We start from the raw sequence: 16,876 nt of genomic DNA on the forward strand, positions 1-16,876 counted from the left end.
ACCCTGATCCCCGGCGACACCGTCTGGCGGCGGTGCGAGGCGCGGCGTGTGGCGGTTCTGAACGATGCTGCCGCTTATTTCGCGGCCCTGCGGCAGACCCTGCTGCAGGCGCAGGACCTCGTCTATATCGTCGGGTGGGATATCCATAGTGAGACCAGGCTGGTCGGCGAGTCCGGGCGAGCGGATGATGGCTTGCCGGAGCAACTCGGCCCATTCTTGCGCGCGCTGGTCCACCGCCGTCCCACCTTGCACATCAACATTCTCGTCTGGGACTTCGTCTCGTTCTACGCCTCCGAGAGGGAATGGAATTCCGCGGCCAAATTTACCGCCGACACAGATGGCCGCGTCCGGTTTCACCTGGATGCCACGCTTCCCTTTGGGTCGGCCCAACACCAGAAGATCGTCTGTGTCGATGGTTCACTGGCGTTCGTCGGCGGGCTCGATCTGACGATCAGGCGTTGGGACACGAGTGATCATCGCGCCGATCACGCATCGCGCTGTGATCCCCAGGGCAAGCCATACCTGCCGTTTCATGACGTTCAATGCGTGGTCGATGGGGATGCGGCGGCGCAGTTGTTCGACCTCGTGGAGCAACGCTGGCGCGCGGCGGGCCAACAGATTGATGATCGGCGCCCGCTGAAAAGCTTGCGCTGGCCGGCGATTGTGCCGGTCGAGGCTGAACATATTCCGGTGGGTATCGCCAGGACCGAGGTGGTTTGTCCGGCAGGTTCGACGCTCCGGGAGGTCGAACGCTCGCTGATTGCAGCGATGCGGTCCGCGACGAAATTCGTGTACATCGAGAACCAGTTCACCAGCGCCACCAAGATCGCGCGCGAATTGGCGGAGCAGATGCTGCGCGTGCCTTCGCTTCGGGTTCTGATCGTCACCCCAAAACTGCACTCCTCATGGCTGGAATCCCAAGCGATGCAGAACGGCCGGGGCGCTTTCATCGATTGCTTCAGTTCGGCCGGCGTCGCCGATCGCATCCGCTTCGTCTACCCGGTCTCGGGGAACGGGGATACGGAAGCGGCCGTGATGGTGCACAGCAAGCTCATGATCGTCGACGATCGGATCTTGAGGATCGGTTCGGCCAATTTGAACAATCGATCGATGGGTGCCGATAGCGAATGTGACCTGATCTTCGAAGCCGCATCAGATGAGCATCGGGAGTTCATCGCCTCGGTCCGCCGTCGCCTGATCGCCCATTTCTGCGGTCTCGATGAACAGACCGTCGCGCAAAACGAAGATCGTCTTTTTGCGCTCCTGGACGACGTCGCAAGCGGGACGAAGGCGCTGCGGGACGTTGAATCCTCGGTCCTGACCAGCGCTCTGGCCACGATGGTTCAGCCGGTGGCGGACCCTGAGGCGCCTCTTCATCTGGAGCGGGCGGCATCGCGGATGTGGAGCACGAAGACGATCATCGGGATGGTCTCGATCGCCGTGGCGCTTTTTGGACTGGCGATGGCCTGGTCCTACACGTCGTTGAGCGATTTCGCCGACGCGGGCCGGATGTCGACGCTTCTGTCTGCCTATTCGCAGTCCGTCTGGGGTCCGCCATTCGCGATTGCAGCTTTCGTCGTCGGCGGGTTGGTCGTGTTTCCGGTTCTCGTGCTCATTGCGGCGACTGCTGCCGCACTGGGACCATGGCTAGGCTTCGTCACCGCCATGACGGGGGTCGTGCTCAGCGCCTTTATCCTGTTTGCGATCGGACGGGCACTCGGGCGCGAACGCCTCCAGCGTTTGCTCGGACGACGTACCGCGCGCATCCAGGAACGTGTTGTCGGCAAGGGCATTCTGGCTGTCGTCGTCATCCGGATGATCCCGATCGCGCCGTTCTCAGTGGTGAATGTCGTGGCTGGCGCGAGCACGCTGCCTCTGCGTGACTTCCTGGTCGGAACGCTGCTCGGCATGACGCCCGGCATTCTCGCCATGGCAGTTTTGGGGGCTCAGATCGCTGATCTCGCCAGGAACGCGTCCTGGGTCAACATGTTGCTGCTCGCACTGGCGTTCCTGGGCTGGCTCGCGATCTGCGCCGGCGCGCAATTCGTCGCGACGTGGCTCGCCGGGAGGCGCTGATGCGCTTCATGACGTGGAATGTGCATGGCACCTTCAATCTCAATCCGAAGTTCGATCTGGAAGGGATCTGTTCCATCATTCGCAAATGGGCTCCCGATGTCGTCGCGCTTCAGGAGGTGGATTCGCGATCGCGATCGGACGATCCGTTTGCGAAGCTGGCGAGCGTCGTCGGCGATCACGGTGTTCACGCCAAGTCGATCGTCACGGCCGATGGCGACTACGGCCAGACGCTCCTGAGCCGCTTTCCATTCTCCGGCCCGCCCGAGATCGTCGACGTGTCGTATCGTGAGCGGGAGCCGCGCCGAGCGATCGCCGCGGGACTGCTGACACCGGTTGGCGATGTTCGCGTGGTGGCCACGCATCTCGGCCTGAGCATCCACGAGCGCCACGCGCAGGCTCAGGCGCTGGTGAGCCTGGTGAAACCTGGAAGGACCGTCGTCCTCGGGGATTTCAACGACTGGTTCTGGATCAAATCGGTGCGGCGCGTGCTCGCGCAGGTCTGCCCAAACCGTACGCGGCTGCGAACTTTCCCGTCGCATTTGCCCCTGCTGCGGCTTGACCGGATCTATGCGACGTCCGACAGCCCGATCGGGAAGGTTTGGACCGACGAAGGCGCGAGGGCCTATTCAGACCATTTGCCTGTTATTGCAGACATCGAGATCCCTGCGGGGTCAAACGCATCGAAAGTGCGATAAAAAAAGTGCTGTCTGCAGAAGGACTTGGCTACTGTGCATGGGGTTGTTTTCGCACATTATGCAGTCGGCCCGTAGTGCCGCTCAGCGGGACCACGAGGAACTCTTTCCTCACCTCAGCATTATCTGGCCATGACGGAAGACATTTCCTACCGGCGCAAGCCCTTGACTCCCGAGCAGCGGCAGGCGCGCGATGCGACGCGCCGTGTCGAAGCCGAAAAAGCCATGCGCGATCATGAAGCTGCGCAGAAGGCGTTTTATGCCAACAAGGAACGGCTGAGGGCCGAACGGTTGGCACGTGAACAGACGGAGGCGAAGGGCTGACCGTACGCGGTCGCCCCGTCAAGGATGTCCTTGCCCGCGAGCGCCGGTCTCAGTGCCGGTGAGGGATGCGGGTCACGCTCAACGCCTGCTTCAGCGCCTGAACGGCACTTGCGAAAGGTCTGCGAGGCGATTGCGCCTCGATCGCTTCCGCTGCGACGCGACAATCGTCAGCGACCTTGAGCAACCCGCTTCGCGCGAGGTCCATGGTGGAGAGGGCTGCCTGCTCCAGGCAGACCCGTTCAAGCCGTCGAAACTCCCGCAGTTCTTTGTTCATGCGTCAGCTCTCGATGTCCCCGGCCATGCGGCGCTGAGTCTGCTTAATGAACAGTAAACATCTCTGCCTAGCCGGGTTGGCTGGCGTAGAGCTGGTGGGTGCCTTGGGCACGCCCAGCGGGCTTGACGGCGTTTGGCTTCCGCCGGAAGCTTCCAACGACCCTGATTTGAACCACGGAGACGTTCGCTTCCAGCCAGTCCGATCCCGATCAGCGAAAAACGAAATGGAGCTGACCATGACCACGTTCGACAAGCGCGAGCAGGGCTTTGAGGCCAAATTCGTCCACGACGAGGAGCTCATGTTCAAGGCCACGGCCCGGTCCAACAAGCTGCTCGGGCTCTGGGCCGCAACCCAGCTCGGCCTCAGCGGCGATGCCGCGGCCGGCTATGCGACGGCGTTGGTGACGGACCATCTGGAGAACCACTCGATGGACGAGATCCTCGACAAGGTGGCAGGCGATCTTGCCGCCAAAGGCGTCGCGCGCGAACAGGTCGCAGCCAGGCTTCAGGAATGCATGCACCAGGCGTTGCAGCAACTCGAAGCGGACAAGTGAAAGCAGGCCGGCCCTCGACGGCTGGGATCGGGAGGCGGGTGGTGTCTTGCGGAATATCTTGCGGAGTATCTTGGAGCAGCTTCCGCAAATGGGCCAGCGCGATCGCACTCGCTGCTACGATCCTGGTCGGCTGCTGCGGCGCTGAGGTATCGGCCACGCCGCTGACGCCATTTCGCTACGAGGCGCAGGCGCAGCGTCACTGCCCGCACGACCGGGTTGTCTGGCTCGATTTCAGCAAAGGTGTCTATTACGGCAAAGGCCAGAAGCGGTACGGCCAGGGTTTTGACGGCAGCTTCGTCTGCCTGAGCGAAGCCCGTGACAGTCTCTATCGGCGTTCGCTGCTTGGACTGCGGTAAGCGTATTGTTCGGGAAGTGCTGGGTGCTCAGGCGAAGGCCAATGCCACGAGGCTGGAGCACAGCAGGACCAGACCACCGGCGGTCAATGCCAGGAAGCCATCGGATACGAGGTCATGGTTGCGCATGGGACACCTGCCGCTCTCGTCTGCGATGCTCGATCGGATCGATTAAAAATGTCCGAACGCGCCGTCTTGAAAGGGTGATGCTTGCCGTCCGCGCGAGTGCCTCAGGCCCTCGTGCGGTAACCTTCAAACGCATGGGCCAGGAAGATCCCCGCGCTTACCAAACCCATCAGTGCCGAAACCGTCTCGATCATCGTCTCATTCCATTCCGCCCTGCACGCGAGAAAACGCGGGCGGCCTTGCACAGTCAAAAGAATTCCAGTGAGCGGCGCGACAATGGGGGTGGAGTGAGGATTTGGCGCAACAGAATGTCCAGGCGTGGCACAGAGCAGGGCACCGGCGCTCCGTAGTTCAACGGGGCGAGCGCATACCCCCTGTTTACCATCCCGGCGTGAACGCCGTGCGCTCCCCATTTCCGCCGTGTTCGGGTTGCGTTATCGTTACCACTTCCGACGCGGTGGTGGGCCGCCTCGGAGCAAAGGACCGGACAGCGCTATCCGTAGCCAAAGCGGGTTAGGTACGCCTCCGGCAAAGTGGTATTTGGGGCGAATGGGGATCCGACGGTCAGATTCGGTTTTGCGGGCCGCGCGCGCTGCTGCGATGGCCGCGACCTGCCTTGCGCTCGCCAATTGCGCCTCCTCCAACAAATTCGCCAGCCGGGTCGATCCGAAATACGGCGTGTCCTCGAGCCCCCGGGTCGTGGCTTTGGGCGATCCGGTCCCGAAGGGCGGCGGCGCCTATCGCGTCGGCAAGCCCTATGTGGTGGGTGGCCGGACCTATGTGCCCGAAGAGGACGTCAACTACCGCGCCGAGGGCATGGCGTCCTGGTACGGCGACGATTTCCACGGCCGCCTGACCGCCAATGGCGAGGTGTTCGACATGGGCTCGCTGACCGCGGCGCATCCGACCCTGCCGATGCCGTCCTATGCGCGGGTCACCAACGTCTCGAACGGCAAGTCGCTGATCGTCCGCGTCAATGACCGCGGGCCCTATCACGGCAACCGGCTCATCGACGTCTCGAACAAGGCCGCCGAACTGCTTGAATTCAAAGGCAATGGGATCGCCAAGGTCCGTGTCGAGTATGTTGGCCGGGCGCCGCTGGAAGGCTCCGACGACCGCCAGCTGATGGCCACCTTGCGCACCGGGACCCCGGCGCCATCGCCGTCGATGGTCCGGGTCGCCTCCGCGAGACCCTTCGTGCCGGAGCTGCCATCGTCGAACCGCGGCGCCATGCGCGGCGAAGTTCCGACGCCGGAGGGACGGCCCTACAATCTCGGCAACACCTCCGCCGACATGGCTTCACTCAGTGCGACCTCGGAAATGTCGGCCTCGAGCCGCAACCGGGGCCGGGCGCTCCAGAACGCGCGCGCCGTGTCCTATGACGGGGACGGCCGCTATGCGACCGAGAGCGCTCCGTCCGGCGCCTACGCCTCGGACGGCGCTGCCGAGGCCCGCGGCATCCTGAGCGGCCGCGGCCTCTACTGAGCCGCGCTTTCCTTCAGGAAACTCATCAGCGCCGCATTCACCTCGTCGGGCCGCTCCTGCTGGACCCAATGGCCGGCGCCCTCGATGATCAGCTTTCGCTTCAGATTGGGCAGCACGCGCTCGAGTTCGTTGACGCGCTTGGCTCCGATCAGGCCGGTGATGACGGCGTCTTTCGAACCGGCAATGAAGAGCGACGGCTGATGGATTTGCGCGTCCTGCCAGGGCGCCGTCAGCTCCCAATTGCAATCGAGGTTGCGATACCAGTTCAGCCCGCCGCGGAAGCCGGACTTGCGGAAGGTTTCGGTGAAATAGGCAAGGTCAGTCTCGGTGAGCCAGGCCGGCAGAGGCTCCTCCGGGTTGCCGTGGCCGAGGAATCCCTTGCCCTCCAGCACGAACATGGCCGCGGAGGGATCGGCAAGGCCGCGCCCGCCGAGCACGATGCGCATGGTGCGCGCGACGTCACGCTGGAATTCGGCTTCGGCAACGCCCGGCGCCTGGAAGTACTGCCAATAGAAATTGGTGATGCCGCCCTGGCGCAGGAGATCGAGCGGCTTGCCGCGGCCGCGGAACGGCGGCGGCACGCTTAGCCCGGCGACCGCCGTGAAGATGTCGGGCCGGAACAGCGCCGCGTGCCAAGCCACCGGTGCACCCCAGTCGTGGCCGACCACCATGGCCTTGCTCTCGCCAAGCGCCTGCACGAGGCCGACGATATCGCCGACCGTGTCGAAGATCGAATAGGCCGTCGCCTCGGGCGGCGCTGAGCTCTGGCCATAGCCGCGCATGTCGGGGGCGACGACGCGAAACCCGGCCTGCGCCAGCGCCGGGATCTGGTGGCGCCAGGAGTAGGAGAGTTCCGGCCAGCCGTGGCACAGCACCACCAGCGGCCCCTGACCGGCTTCGCGGATGAACAGGTCGATCCCGTTGGCCTTGATCACGCGGGTGGATGACATCGCTTTTCCGCCTTGTTTCAGGGGTTTGGTCAGAAAATCTGAGGTGCCACGATAGGGGCGGGACGAGAATCGTGCAATCTCGGGACAAGCGGCCACCCCGTGTTGTTTGCACCGGCTCCAACTGTTAGAACGCCGCTCTCAGGGCTTGGCCATGGAATTTCATCTTTCCTCGTTTAGGCGCACCCGGTTTACCGCCGGAGCGCTGGCGCGCGGGCTGATCGCGACGGCTCTGGTGGCGGCCATTGGCTGGAGCGGGGCGCTCTACGCCGCCAACCAGAGCGTCCAGGGCGCCAAGAAAACAGATGATTCCGGCTTCGACGGCGACGCCCCGACCGCGATCCTGATCGAGGCCTCCAGCGGCAGTGTGCTGTTCGAGAAGAACGCCGACGAGCTCCGCGCGCCCTCGAGCATGATGAAGCTGATGACCGCCGAGGTCGTCTTCAACGCCATCAAGAAGGGCGACATCAAGCTGACCGACGAATACCGGATCAGCGAGAACGCCTGGCGCAAGGGCGGCGCACCCTCCGGCGGCTCGACCATGTTCGCCGCCATCAACAGCAAGGTCACGGTCGACGATCTCCTGCACGGGGCGATCATCCAGAGCGGCAACGACGCCTGCATTGCGCTGGCCGAGGCCATGGCGGGCAGCGAGCGGATTTTCGCCGCCGACTTCATGACCAAGCGAGCTCGCGAGCTTGGCCTCACGAAATCGACCTTCGGCAATTCCAACGGCCTGCCGGACCCCGCCAACAAGATGACGGTGCGCGAGCTCGGCATTCTCGCCCGGCACATCATTCTCGACTTCCCCGAATTCTACAAACTGTTCGGCGAGAAGGAATACACCTGGAACAAGATCCGCCAGCCCAACCGCAATCCGCTGCTCAATTCGATGGAAGGCGCCGACGGTCTGAAGACCGGCTACACCAAGGAAGGCGGCTACGGCATGGTCGGCTCGGCGGTGCAGAACGGCACGCGGCTGATCGTTGTCATTAACGGGCTGGAAGACCCCGACGATCGCGCGACCGAAGCCAAGAAGATGCTTGAATGGGGTTTTCGCAATTTCGAGACCCGCACCCTGATCGCGGCCGATCAGCCGGTCGGCTACGCCAAGGTGTTCGGCGGCGAGAGCCGCTCGGTCAAACTGGTCGCCAAGACGCCCGTGAAGGTGATGGTGCACAAGAACGGCAGCGACAAGCTGATCGCGCGCGTCGTCTATAACGGCCCGGTGCGCGCGCCGGTCGAGGCCGGGCAGAAGGTCGGGCTGGTCAGGGTCTGGCGCAGCGGCAACATCGCAGTGGAGACGCCGGTCTATGCCGCTGACGCGATCGGCACCGGCTCGACCGTGCGCCGCGCGATCGACGGCGCCAGCGAGCTGGTGATCGGCATGTTCCGTGCGGGCGCCGAGAAGCTCTGATCATGAGTGAAAGCGCGGTAAAGTGGCCGTCCGGACGCGGGCGTTTCGTCACCTTTGAAGGCGGCGAGGGGACAGGCAAGTCGACCCAGATCAAGAAGCTCGCCGACCGTCTCAAGGCTGCCAGGATGCGTATCCTCGTCACGCGCGAGCCGGGCGGCTCGCCGGGCGCCGAGATCATGCGCCATCTGGTGCTGTCAGGCATGGGCAAGCTGCTCGGACCCGAAGCCGAGACGCTGCTGTTCGCGGCCGCCCGCGACGATCATGTCCACACCGTGATCCAGCCAGCGCTCAACCAGGGCACGTGGGTGCTGTGCGACCGCTTCGCCGACTCGACGCGGGCCTATCAGGGCAGCCTCGGCCGCGTGCCGGCCGCGCTGATCAACGCGATGGAGCGGGTCACGATCGGCGATCTCAAGCCGGACCTCACCATCATCCTCGACCTGCCGGTCGAGATCGGCCTGCAGCGCGCGGCCGCGCGCCGCGGCAGCGGCACGCCGGACAGGTTCGAGGCCGAGAAGCTTGGTTTCCATCAGGGCCTGCGCGAAGCCTATCGCAAGATCGCGGCGGACGATCCCGCGCGCTGCGTGCTGATCGACGCCAATTCCGATCCCGACACGGTTGCCGGACGCATCTGGATCGCGATGCGTGATCGCCTGCTCCCGACGCCGGCAACGGTGGTGTCCATATGAGCCCGCGTCAGACCGAGCGCGAAACTGCCATGTCTCATCCGCGCGAGACGAGCGTTCTGTTCGGCCATCGCGAGGCCGAGACCGCGCTGCTCGCCGCCTATCGCAGCGGGCGTATCCCGCACGCCTGGTTGATTGGCGGACCGCAAGGCATCGGCAAGGCGACGCTGGCATATCGGATGGCGCGCTTCGTGCTCGCTCACGGCCAGCCGCTGGCGCTTTCGGTGCAGCGCGCCGAAGATCTCGCCATCAATCCTGATCACGCCGTGGCGCGGCAGGTTGCGGCGAGCTCGCATGGGGGTCTGCTGACGCTGGAGCGCACCGCCAACGATCGCGGCGTGATGCGCACGGTGATCACCGTGGACGAGACGCGCGAGACGATCGGATTCTTCGGCTCGACCGCGGCGGCCGAAGGCTGGCGCGTCTGCATCGTCGATACCGTCGACGAGCTCAATCCAAATGCCGCCAACGCGCTGCTGAAAATTCTCGAGGAGCCGCCGCAGCAATCGCTGTTCCTGCTGGTGAGCCACGCGCCGGCGCGCGTGCTCGCCACAATTCAGTCGCGCTGCCGCAAGCTGCGCCTGCGCGCGCTCGCAACCGACGACGTGATTGGAGCAGCCGCAACCGCTGCCGATCTCGACCCGAACGATCCGGCATTGCGCGAGGCGGCGGAGGCGTCCGAGGGCAGCGTCGCGCGGGCGCTGACGCTGCTCGGCGGCGACGCCCTGAAGCTCCAGCAACGCACGGCCGCATTGTTGGCGCGACTGCCGCAGGTCGATCCGCGCGAATTGCACACGCTCGGCGAATCGCTCGGCACAAGCGACCGCGTTGCGCTTGCCGCCTTCATTGACGGCATCGATCGCTGGATCGCGGAACGCCTGCACGCCGACGAGGCCAATGCCAACCAAAATCTGCCGCGCCTTGCGCGTCTAGCTGAGGTATGGGAAAAGATCGTCCGCGCCGCGCGCGACACCGAAACCTACAATCTGGAGCGAAAGCCCTTGGTTTTCTCGGTGTTCGGCTGGCTGGCGGACGCAACGCGCTAGAGCATGATCCGGAAAAGTGTCCAGCGGTTTTCCGGTTGGATCATGCTCAAGACAATAAACTAACGCAGATTCGTTTCCCAATTTCGAGAAGCCGGTAAAGGAATTCGTCGTGGCAACGCGAGCTAAGAAAACCGCTAAGGGCAAGAGCAGCAAGAAGAAGGCTGCCACGAAGGCCGTCAAGAAAGCCGCGAAGAAGGCTGTGAAGGCGCGCGCGCGCAAAGCTGCCAAGAACGTCAAGAAAGCCACGAAGACCAAAGAGGCGGCCGCCAAAAAAACCGGGAAGAAGAGCGCCGCGAAGACGGCAAAGAAGGCAGCGAAGAAGCAGGTCGTCGCCAAGAAGACGGTGAAGACAGGAACCAAAAAGCCAGCCAAGGCTTCGGCGAAGAACAAGGCCTCGGCGAAAAACAAGGCCCCGGCGAAGAAGATAGCCAAGACGGCGAGGGTGGCTGCGCCCGCAGTGACCGCCGCACCAGCTCCTGTCGCGACGCCGCCGAAGACTGCGAAGCCCGATGTATCGAAACCCAAGGCCCCGCGCGCGCCGAAGTCCATCGCAGCGCCGCACGCCAACACGCCCGTGGCCGTCCCCGCGCGCGACAACGTCTTCTACATCACGACTGCGATCGCCTATCCCAATGGCAGCCCGCATATCGGCCACGCCTATGAGGCGATCGCGACCGATACGTTGGCGCGCTTCGCGCGACTCGACGGCAAGGATGTGTTCTTCCTGACCGGCACCGACGAGCACGGCCAGAAGATGGTTCAGACCGCGGCCGGCGAAAAAATGTCCGTCTCGGAGCTCGCCGCCCGCAATGCCGGCCGTTTCAAGCAAATGGACGAGCGCCTGAACGTGTCGTTCGACCGCTTCATCCGCACCACCGAGGAGCAGCATCACCGCTCTAGCCAGGAGATCTGGCGGCGCATGGAAGCGAACGGGGATATCTATGCCGACATCTATGCCGGCTGGTATTCCGTGCGCGACGAAGCCTATTACGCGGAGGACGAGACGCGCCTGAACGAGGACGGCGTGAGGCTCGGGCCGCAGGGCACGCCGGTCGAATGGGTCGAGGAGAAGAGCTACTTTTTCCGCCTGTCGGCCTATCAGGACAAGCTGCTCAAGCTGTACGAGACGCAGCCCAATTTCATTGGGCCCGACTCCCGCAAGAACGAGGTGGTGAGCTTCGTCAAGGGTGGCCTGCGCGACCTCTCGATCTCGCGCACGACGTTCGACTGGGGTGTCAAGGTGCCCGGCGACGAAGATCACGTGATGTATGTCTGGGTCGACGCGCTCACCAACTACATCACCGGCGTCGGCTTCCCCGACGAGAGCGACAACAACTGGCGTTATTGGCCTGCCGACGTGCACATCATCGGCAAGGACATCATCCGCTTCCATGCGGTGTACTGGCCGGCTTTCCTGCTGTCGGCCGGGATCCCCCTCCCGAAGCGGGTCTATGCCCATGGCTTCCTGTTCAGCAGGGGCGAGAAGATGTCGAAGTCGGTCGGCAACGTGGTCGATCCCTTTAACCTCGCCGACCAGTACGGCGTCGACCAGATGCGCTATTTCTTTCTGCGCGAGGTGCCGTTCGGCCAGGACGGCAACTACAATCACGAGGCCATCGTCGCGCGCATCAATGCCGATCTCGCCAACGATCTCGGCAACCTCGCGCAACGCTCGCTGTCGATGATCGCGAAGCAGCTCGGCGGCGTGCTCCCGGAGCCCGGCGAATTCAGCGACAACGACAAGGCGATCCTGTCACAAGCAGACGGCATGCTCGCGGCGTCCCGCGAAGCGATGGCGACGCAGCAAATCCATCACTGGCTCAATGCCGTGTGGGCCGTGGTCGCGGAAGCCAACCGCTATTTCGCGGGCGAAGCGCCGTGGGCACTCGCCAAGACCGATCCTGTCAGGCAGAGGACGGTGCTCTACGTCACCGCCGAAGTCGTGCGCCAGATCGCAATCCTGGCCCAGCCGGCGATGCCGACGGCCTCGGGATTGCTGCTGAACAGCCTCGGTATCCCCGAAGCGGAGCGCAACTTCGCCGCGCTTGGTGGCGCAACGCGCATCGCGCCCGGTACGACGCTGCCCGCGCCGACGCCGGCCTTCCCCCGCTATATCGAGCCGGCAGCCTAAAGGCGTTCGCACCATGCTGGTCGACAGCCACTGCCATTTGGATTTTCCGGATTTTGCGGAGGATCTCGACGGGATCGTGTCGCGGGCGCGAGCGGCCGGCATCGGCCGCATGGTCACGATCTCGACGCGGGTGAGGAAACTGAACCAGCTTTTGGCCATCTCCGAGCGCTATGACGACGTCTATTGCTCGGTCGGCACCCATCCGCATAACGCTGATGAAGAAGACGGCATCGCGCCGGACGAGCTGATCGCTTTGACGCAGCATCCCAAGGTCGTCGCGCTCGGCGAAGCCGGGCTCGACTATTTCTACGACAACGGCTCGCCGGAGGCGCAGGCGAGGGGCTTTCGTGCCCACATCGCCGCCGCCCGCGCCACCGGCCTGCCGCTGGTGATCCACACCCGCGAGGCTGACCAGGATTGCGGCCGTATCCTTGAAGAGGAGACGGCAAAGGGATCGTTTCGCGCGGTGTTGCATTGTTACACCGGCGGGCGCGAGTTGGCGCTGAAGGCGGTCTCGCTCGGGCTCTATATCGGCTTCACGGGCATCCTGACCTTCAAGAAGTCCGAGGCCTTGCGCGCGCTTGCGGCCGAACTGCCGTCCGACCGTATTCTGGTTGAAACAGACTCGCCCTACCTTGCGCCGGGCAAGTACCGGGGCAAGCGCAACGAACCGGCCTATGTGGTCGAGGTCGCAAAAGTGCTCGCCGAAACACGCGGCGTGTCGTTTGACGAGATCTCGCGCCAGACAAGCGAAAACTTCTTTCGCCTGTTCTCCAGGGTGAAACCTTAGAACTGGGAGCCGCATGACGCTGACGCTGACGATCCTGGGCTGCGGCTCCTCCGCCGGCGTGCCGCGTCCGGCACTCGGCTGGGGTGCCTGCGATCCCAACAATCCCAAGAACCGCCGTCGCCGCTGTTCGCTGCTGGTCGAGCAGACATCGGGCGAGGGCACCACGCGTATCGTGATCGACACCTCGCCGGACCTGCGCGAGCAATTGCTCTCGACCAATGTCGACCACATCGATGCCGTGTTCCTGACCCACGAGCACGCCGATCAGACCCACGGCATGGACGACCTGCGTTCGGTCGTGATGCACATGCGCCGGCGGATTCCGACCTATCTCAATCAGACGACTGCGAACGACATCATGTCGCGGTTCTCCTATTGCTTCGTCTCACCGGCGGGCAGCGACTATCCGCCGATCCTGACGGCGCAGTCGATCGAGGCCGGTGACAGCCAGACCATTCAGGGGAAGGGCGGCCAGGTGACGATGACGGCCTTCCTGGTGCAGCACGGCAACATTCCCGCGCTGGGCTATCGCATCGGCGATGCCGCCTACACGCCCGATCTCAACGACATCCCACGCGAGAGCTGGGGCGCCCTGGAAAATCTGGATCTCTGGATCGTCGATGGCCTGCGCTACACCAGCCATGTCAGCCATTTCAGCATCAACGACGCGTTGTCCTGGATCGAGCGCTTCAGGCCGAAGCGCGCCGTCATCACCAACATGACGGCCGACGTCGATTATGAGGTGATCCGGCAGTCGCTGCCGGCGGGAGTGGTGCCCGCGTATGACGGGCTGCGGCTGGAGACCCGCTGAACCTGCGGGGGAAATTCCGGCGAGAGCCGGCATACTCCTTGCTTGCGCTAGCCCCATCATGTTGATCTAACGTCTGAAAGACAGGCGCTGGGCAGGGGCGATATTCATGCAGGACCGGCGCGCGACGTGCGATCGCCGGGACCTTCTGAATCGCTTCGTATGAGGATGGGGATCGCGTTGGCAGGGGACGATGTCACGAGCCGGGGGCCGGTGCGACGCGCGCTAGATCTCCTTTATCTCGGTGCGGGCTGCGCCGCCGGCGCCTTCATGGTTGCGATCTTTGCAATCATGATGATCATGTCGATCGGGCGCCAGTTTGCGGTCAACATTCCCGCCGGCGATGATTTCGCCTCATGGTGCATGGCCGCGATGGCATTCCTCGGCCTCGCTCACACCTTCAAGCGCGGAGAGATGATCCGGGTCGGCCTGTTGCTGGAGCGTCTGCATGGGCGCTCCAAACAGGTGGCGGAGGTCGTGGCCCTTGGTATTGCCGCCGCTTTCATCCTCTATTTCACCCGGCATGCCGTGCAGATGACCTACGATTCCTGGCGCTTCAACGACGTGGCGCAGGGCGTCGTCGCGCTTCCGCTCTGGATTCCGCAGCTCGGGTTTTCCGGCGGACTCGTGATCCTCTCGATCGCGCTCATTGATGAAATGGTCAGTGTCATCAGCGGCAACCGGCCGAGCTACGAGAAGGGCTCGCCGGACGAGACCCGGACGAATTCATCGAGCGGATATCGCAGGGCGGCGGAGGTTGACGATGGCCAATCTCGGCATGATCGAACTATCGTTCATTCTGCTCGGCGTCATGATCGTGCTGCTGGGAAGTGGCATCTGGATCGCGGTTTCGCTGGGGCTTGTCGGCTTCGTGGCGATGGCGCTGACCACGAGCCTGCCGCTCGGCTCCGTGCTTGCGACCACGACATGGAGCGCAAGCTCGTCATGGACGCTGGCTGCGCTGCCGTTGTTCATCTGGATGGGCGAGATCCTCTTCCGCACCAAATTATCCGAGGAAATGTTCCGGGGCCTGTCGCCCTGGGTGCAGTGGCTGCCGGGGCGTCTGACCCATGTCAACGTGATCGGCTGCGGCATCTTCGCGGCAGTGTCGGGTTCGTCGGCGGCGACCTGTGCGACCATCGGCAAGATCGCGCTGCCCGAACTGGACAAGCGTGGTTACGATAAGGGCTTGAGTCTAGGCTCGCTCGCGGGCTCCGGCACGCTCGGCCTGCTGATCCCGCCGTCGATCCCGATGGTGGTCTATGCGGTCACCGCGAATGTCTCCGTGCTTCAGGTGTTCCTCGGCGGCTTCCTGCCGGGCGTGCTCGTGATGGTGCTCTATTCGGGCTACATCATCATCTGGTCGCTGCTGAACCCGAAGAAGATTCCGCCGCGCGATCCCCCGATGCCGTTCCGCCAGAAGCTGCGCGAGTCGGCCAGGCTTGCGCCCTGCCTGTTGCTGATCCTGGCAGTCTTCCTCTCCCTCGTGCTCGGCTTCGCGACGGCGACGGAATGCGCCGCCTGGGGCGTTTCGGGCGCGCTGCTGCTGGCGTGGTGGAGCCGCACGCTCACGCGCAAGAACTTCCTCGAGAGCATCATGAGCGCGACGCGCCTGACCTGCATGATCATGCTGATCCTGGCAGGCGCTGCCTATACGACCGCAGCGATGGCCTATACGGGCATTCCGGCGGCGCTCGCCACCTGGGTCCAGGGCCAGCAGCTGACGCCGGGCATGCTCGCGCTGTATCTGAGCATCATGTACATAATCCTTGGATGCCTGATCGACGGCATCTCGATGATCGTTCTGACCGCCGTGATCGTGCTGCCGATGGTCAAGCAGGCCGGTCTCGACCTGGTCTGGTTCGGCGTCTATCTCATCATCCACGTGGAGATGGCGCAGATCACGCCGCCGGTCGGTTTCAATCTGTTCGTGCTCCAGAACATGAGCGGGCGTGATACCTTGACCGTCGCGCGGGCGGCGTTCCCGTTCTTCGTCCTGTTGCTCGCCGCCGTGTTCATCATCACGGAATATCCGCAGATCGTGATGTTCCTGCCCAAGCTTGCTTTCCCAGACTGAGCGTACCGGTTTTGAAATTGACTGTGAGGAGAAGCCCGATGATGTCTCGTTTATTCCGCGCATCCTTGATCGCCAGCGCCGTGCTGGCTGCGACACCCGCTTTGGCTCAGACCAAATGGAATCTGCCGGCGGCATATCCGGCCGACAATCCGCACTCCGAGAATCTCGTCGCGTTCGCCAAGGACGTCGAAGCCGGCACGTCCGGCAAGCTCCAGATCACGGTTCATCCGGGCGCCTCACTGTTCAAGGCGCCCGACATCAAGCGCGCGGTGATGACCGGGCAGGCGCAGATGGGCGAAGTCTTGCTGTCGATCCACGAGAACGAGGATCCGGTATTCGGCGTCGACGTCGTGCCGTTTCTGGCGACCAGCTTCCCGGATGCCATGAAGCTGTACCAGGCGTCGAAGCCGCTGATTACGAAGAAGCTGGAGGCGCAGGGGCTCAAGCTGCTGTTCGTCGTGCCGTGGGCGCCGCAGGGCGTCTATGTCAGCAAGCCGCTTGCGACCATCGAAGACATGAAGGGCCTTAAATGGCGGGCCTACAACGTTGGGACCGCGCGCATCGGCGAACTGGTTGGCGCGCAGTCGGTCACCATTCAAGCCGCCGAGCTGCCGCAGGCACTTGCGACCGGCGTCGTGAACTCCTTCATGTCGTCAGGCGGCACGGGCTACGATGCGAAGGCATGGGAGTCGCTGAAGTACTTCTATGACGTGCAAGCCTGGATCCCGAAGGACTACACCTTCGTCAACAAGGCTGCGTTCGAGGCGCTCGACAAGCCGACCCAGGAGGCCATCCTCAAGGCCGCCGCGACCGCGGAAACCCGCGGCTGGAAGGCCTGGCAGGACAAGAGCACCTGGTACATCGATCAGCTCAAGGCCAAGGGCATGACGGTCGAGCCGCCGAGCCCGGCCCTGAAGGCTGGCTTCCAGAAGATCGGCGAACAGCTCACCGCCGACTGGCTCAAGAAGGCGGGAGCCGACGGCCAGGCCCTGGTTGACGCCTACAAGAAGATGTGAGGTCGAGGGGGCTCGGCGAATCCGACTAGTCGAAACTGCGCAACGACTTCGCGGCGACACCCAACCGCCGCGGAG

General features: G+C 63.8%; 16 protein-coding genes and 1 pseudogene. 15 read left to right on the forward strand and 2 right to left on the reverse strand.

The features are described 5' to 3' along the window. Positions 1-48: 48 nt before the first annotated feature. The 3 genes from AB3L03_RS37475 to AB3L03_RS37485 all read left to right on the forward strand — a co-directional run bounded on the left by AB3L03_RS37475 (position 49) and on the right by AB3L03_RS37485 (position 3,092). Positions 49-2,076, forward strand: a complete 2,028-nt coding sequence (locus tag AB3L03_RS37475; protein ID WP_085349854.1) for a VTT domain-containing protein — start codon at positions 49-51, stop codon at positions 2,074-2,076. Beyond that, the gene (locus AB3L03_RS37480; RefSeq protein WP_039800285.1) at positions 2,076-2,771 is read left to right on the forward strand and encodes an endonuclease/exonuclease/phosphatase family protein; all 696 of its coding nucleotides are present in this window, start codon (positions 2,076-2,078) and stop codon (positions 2,769-2,771) included. The genes AB3L03_RS37475 and AB3L03_RS37480 overlap by 1 nt, the downstream gene beginning before the upstream one ends. A 129-nt stretch (positions 2,772-2,900) precedes the next feature. Next, positions 2,901-3,092 (forward strand): hypothetical protein, encoded by a 192-nt coding sequence (locus tag AB3L03_RS37485; protein ID WP_018457865.1) that lies wholly within the window; start codon positions 2,901-2,903, stop codon positions 3,090-3,092. 49 nt (positions 3,093-3,141) lie between these two features. On the opposite strand, the gene AB3L03_RS37490 is transcribed toward AB3L03_RS37485, so the two are convergent. Beyond that, positions 3,142-3,366 (reverse strand): hypothetical protein, encoded by a 225-nt coding sequence (locus AB3L03_RS37490; protein WP_007610373.1) that lies wholly within the window; start codon positions 3,364-3,366, stop codon positions 3,142-3,144. Between the two features lie 235 nt (positions 3,367-3,601). Between AB3L03_RS37490 and AB3L03_RS37495 the strand changes: the two genes are divergently transcribed. From AB3L03_RS37495 to AB3L03_RS37505, 3 genes are all read left to right on the forward strand, one after another. Further along, the gene (locus AB3L03_RS37495) at positions 3,602-3,919 is read left to right on the forward strand and encodes a DUF1476 domain-containing protein (RefSeq protein ID WP_162847233.1); all 318 of its coding nucleotides are present in this window, start codon (positions 3,602-3,604) and stop codon (positions 3,917-3,919) included. Positions 3,920-3,960: 41 nt separating this feature from the next. After that, positions 3,961-4,275 (forward strand): hypothetical protein, encoded by a 315-nt coding sequence (locus AB3L03_RS37500; RefSeq protein ID WP_204511198.1) that lies wholly within the window; start codon positions 3,961-3,963, stop codon positions 4,273-4,275. Positions 4,276-4,947: 672 nt separating this feature from the next. Next, complete coding sequence (locus tag AB3L03_RS37505; RefSeq protein WP_083926497.1) at positions 4,948-5,883, forward strand: septal ring lytic transglycosylase RlpA family protein; 936 nt, start codon at positions 4,948-4,950, stop codon at positions 5,881-5,883. Here AB3L03_RS37505 and AB3L03_RS37510 read toward each other — a convergent pair. After that, the gene (locus AB3L03_RS37510; protein WP_368508026.1) at positions 5,877-6,833 is read right to left on the reverse strand and encodes an alpha/beta fold hydrolase; all 957 of its coding nucleotides are present in this window, start codon (positions 6,831-6,833) and stop codon (positions 5,877-5,879) included. The genes AB3L03_RS37505 and AB3L03_RS37510 overlap by 7 nt on opposite strands. A gap of 151 nt (positions 6,834-6,984) precedes the next feature. On the opposite strand from AB3L03_RS37510, the gene AB3L03_RS37515 reads away from it, so the two are divergent. The 9 genes and pseudogenes from AB3L03_RS37515 to AB3L03_RS37555 all read left to right on the forward strand — a co-directional run bounded on the left by AB3L03_RS37515 (position 6,985) and on the right by AB3L03_RS37555 (position 16,801). Continuing rightward, entirely contained in the window at positions 6,985-8,247 is a 1,263-nt protein-coding gene (locus AB3L03_RS37515; RefSeq protein WP_204511195.1) for a D-alanyl-D-alanine carboxypeptidase family protein, read from the forward strand. 2 nt (positions 8,248-8,249) lie between these two features. After that, positions 8,250-8,936, forward strand: coding sequence for a dTMP kinase (gene tmk / locus AB3L03_RS37520; RefSeq protein WP_018457857.1), 687 nt, complete (start codon positions 8,250-8,252; stop codon positions 8,934-8,936). After that, positions 8,933-9,979, forward strand: a complete 1,047-nt coding sequence (locus AB3L03_RS37525) for a DNA polymerase III subunit delta' (RefSeq protein WP_018457856.1) — start codon at positions 8,933-8,935, stop codon at positions 9,977-9,979. The genes tmk and AB3L03_RS37525 overlap by 4 nt, the downstream gene beginning before the upstream one ends. 109 nt (positions 9,980-10,088) lie before the next feature. Beyond that, complete coding sequence (metG, locus tag AB3L03_RS37530; RefSeq protein ID WP_018457855.1) at positions 10,089-12,110, forward strand: methionine--tRNA ligase; 2,022 nt, start codon at positions 10,089-10,091, stop codon at positions 12,108-12,110. Between the two features lie 13 nt (positions 12,111-12,123). Further along, positions 12,124-12,900 carry a TatD family hydrolase gene (locus AB3L03_RS37535; protein WP_018457854.1) on the forward strand — a complete coding sequence of 259 codons (777 nt, stop codon included), beginning with the start codon at positions 12,124-12,126 and terminating at the stop codon, positions 12,898-12,900. A gap of 13 nt (positions 12,901-12,913) precedes the next feature. Continuing rightward, the gene (locus tag AB3L03_RS37540) at positions 12,914-13,711 is read left to right on the forward strand and encodes an MBL fold metallo-hydrolase (RefSeq protein WP_018457853.1); all 798 of its coding nucleotides are present in this window, start codon (positions 12,914-12,916) and stop codon (positions 13,709-13,711) included. A 165-nt stretch (positions 13,712-13,876) separates the two neighbouring features. Next, positions 13,877-14,469 (forward strand): annotated as a pseudogene (locus AB3L03_RS37545) (TRAP transporter small permease). Positions 14,470-14,471: 2 nt separating this feature from the next. After that, positions 14,472-15,785 carry a TRAP transporter large permease gene (locus AB3L03_RS37550; RefSeq protein ID WP_007591091.1) on the forward strand — a complete coding sequence of 438 codons (1,314 nt, stop codon included), beginning with the start codon at positions 14,472-14,474 and terminating at the stop codon, positions 15,783-15,785. Positions 15,786-15,823: 38 nt separating this feature from the next. Further along, positions 15,824-16,801, forward strand: a complete 978-nt coding sequence (locus AB3L03_RS37555; protein ID WP_368508027.1) for a TRAP transporter substrate-binding protein — start codon at positions 15,824-15,826, stop codon at positions 16,799-16,801. Positions 16,802-16,876: the final 75 nt, after the last annotated feature.

This window comes from Bradyrhizobium lupini (genome assembly GCF_040939785.1).
Taxonomy (GTDB): Bacteria; Pseudomonadota; Alphaproteobacteria; order Rhizobiales; family Xanthobacteraceae; genus Bradyrhizobium; species Bradyrhizobium canariense_D.

Excerpts from the sequence above, each read along its gene's own strand:
- AB3L03_RS37480 (WP_039800285.1), top strand. The coding sequence starts at position 2,076 with ATGCGCTTCATGACGTGGAATGTGCATGGCACCTTCAATCTCAATCCG.
- AB3L03_RS37485 (WP_018457865.1), top strand. The coding sequence starts at position 2,901 with ATGACGGAAGACATTTCCTACCGGCGCAAGCCCTTGACTCCCGAGCAG.
- AB3L03_RS37490 (WP_007610373.1), bottom strand. The coding sequence starts at position 3,366 with ATGAACAAAGAACTGCGGGAGTTTCGACGGCTTGAACGGGTCTGCCTG.
- AB3L03_RS37495 (WP_162847233.1), top strand. The coding sequence starts at position 3,602 with ATGACCACGTTCGACAAGCGCGAGCAGGGCTTTGAGGCCAAATTCGTC.
- AB3L03_RS37505 (WP_083926497.1), top strand. The coding sequence starts at position 4,948 with ATGGGGATCCGACGGTCAGATTCGGTTTTGCGGGCCGCGCGCGCTGCT.
- AB3L03_RS37510 (WP_368508026.1), bottom strand. The coding sequence starts at position 6,833 with ATGTCATCCACCCGCGTGATCAAGGCCAACGGGATCGACCTGTTCATC.
- AB3L03_RS37515 (WP_204511195.1), top strand. The coding sequence starts at position 6,985 with ATGGAATTTCATCTTTCCTCGTTTAGGCGCACCCGGTTTACCGCCGGA.
- tmk (WP_018457857.1), top strand. The coding sequence starts at position 8,250 with ATGAGTGAAAGCGCGGTAAAGTGGCCGTCCGGACGCGGGCGTTTCGTC.
- AB3L03_RS37525 (WP_018457856.1), top strand. The coding sequence starts at position 8,933 with ATGAGCCCGCGTCAGACCGAGCGCGAAACTGCCATGTCTCATCCGCGC.
- AB3L03_RS37535 (WP_018457854.1), top strand. The coding sequence starts at position 12,124 with ATGCTGGTCGACAGCCACTGCCATTTGGATTTTCCGGATTTTGCGGAG.
- AB3L03_RS37540 (WP_018457853.1), top strand. The coding sequence starts at position 12,914 with ATGACGCTGACGCTGACGATCCTGGGCTGCGGCTCCTCCGCCGGCGTG.
- AB3L03_RS37550 (WP_007591091.1), top strand. The coding sequence starts at position 14,472 with ATGGCCAATCTCGGCATGATCGAACTATCGTTCATTCTGCTCGGCGTC.
- AB3L03_RS37555 (WP_368508027.1), top strand. The coding sequence starts at position 15,824 with ATGATGTCTCGTTTATTCCGCGCATCCTTGATCGCCAGCGCCGTGCTG.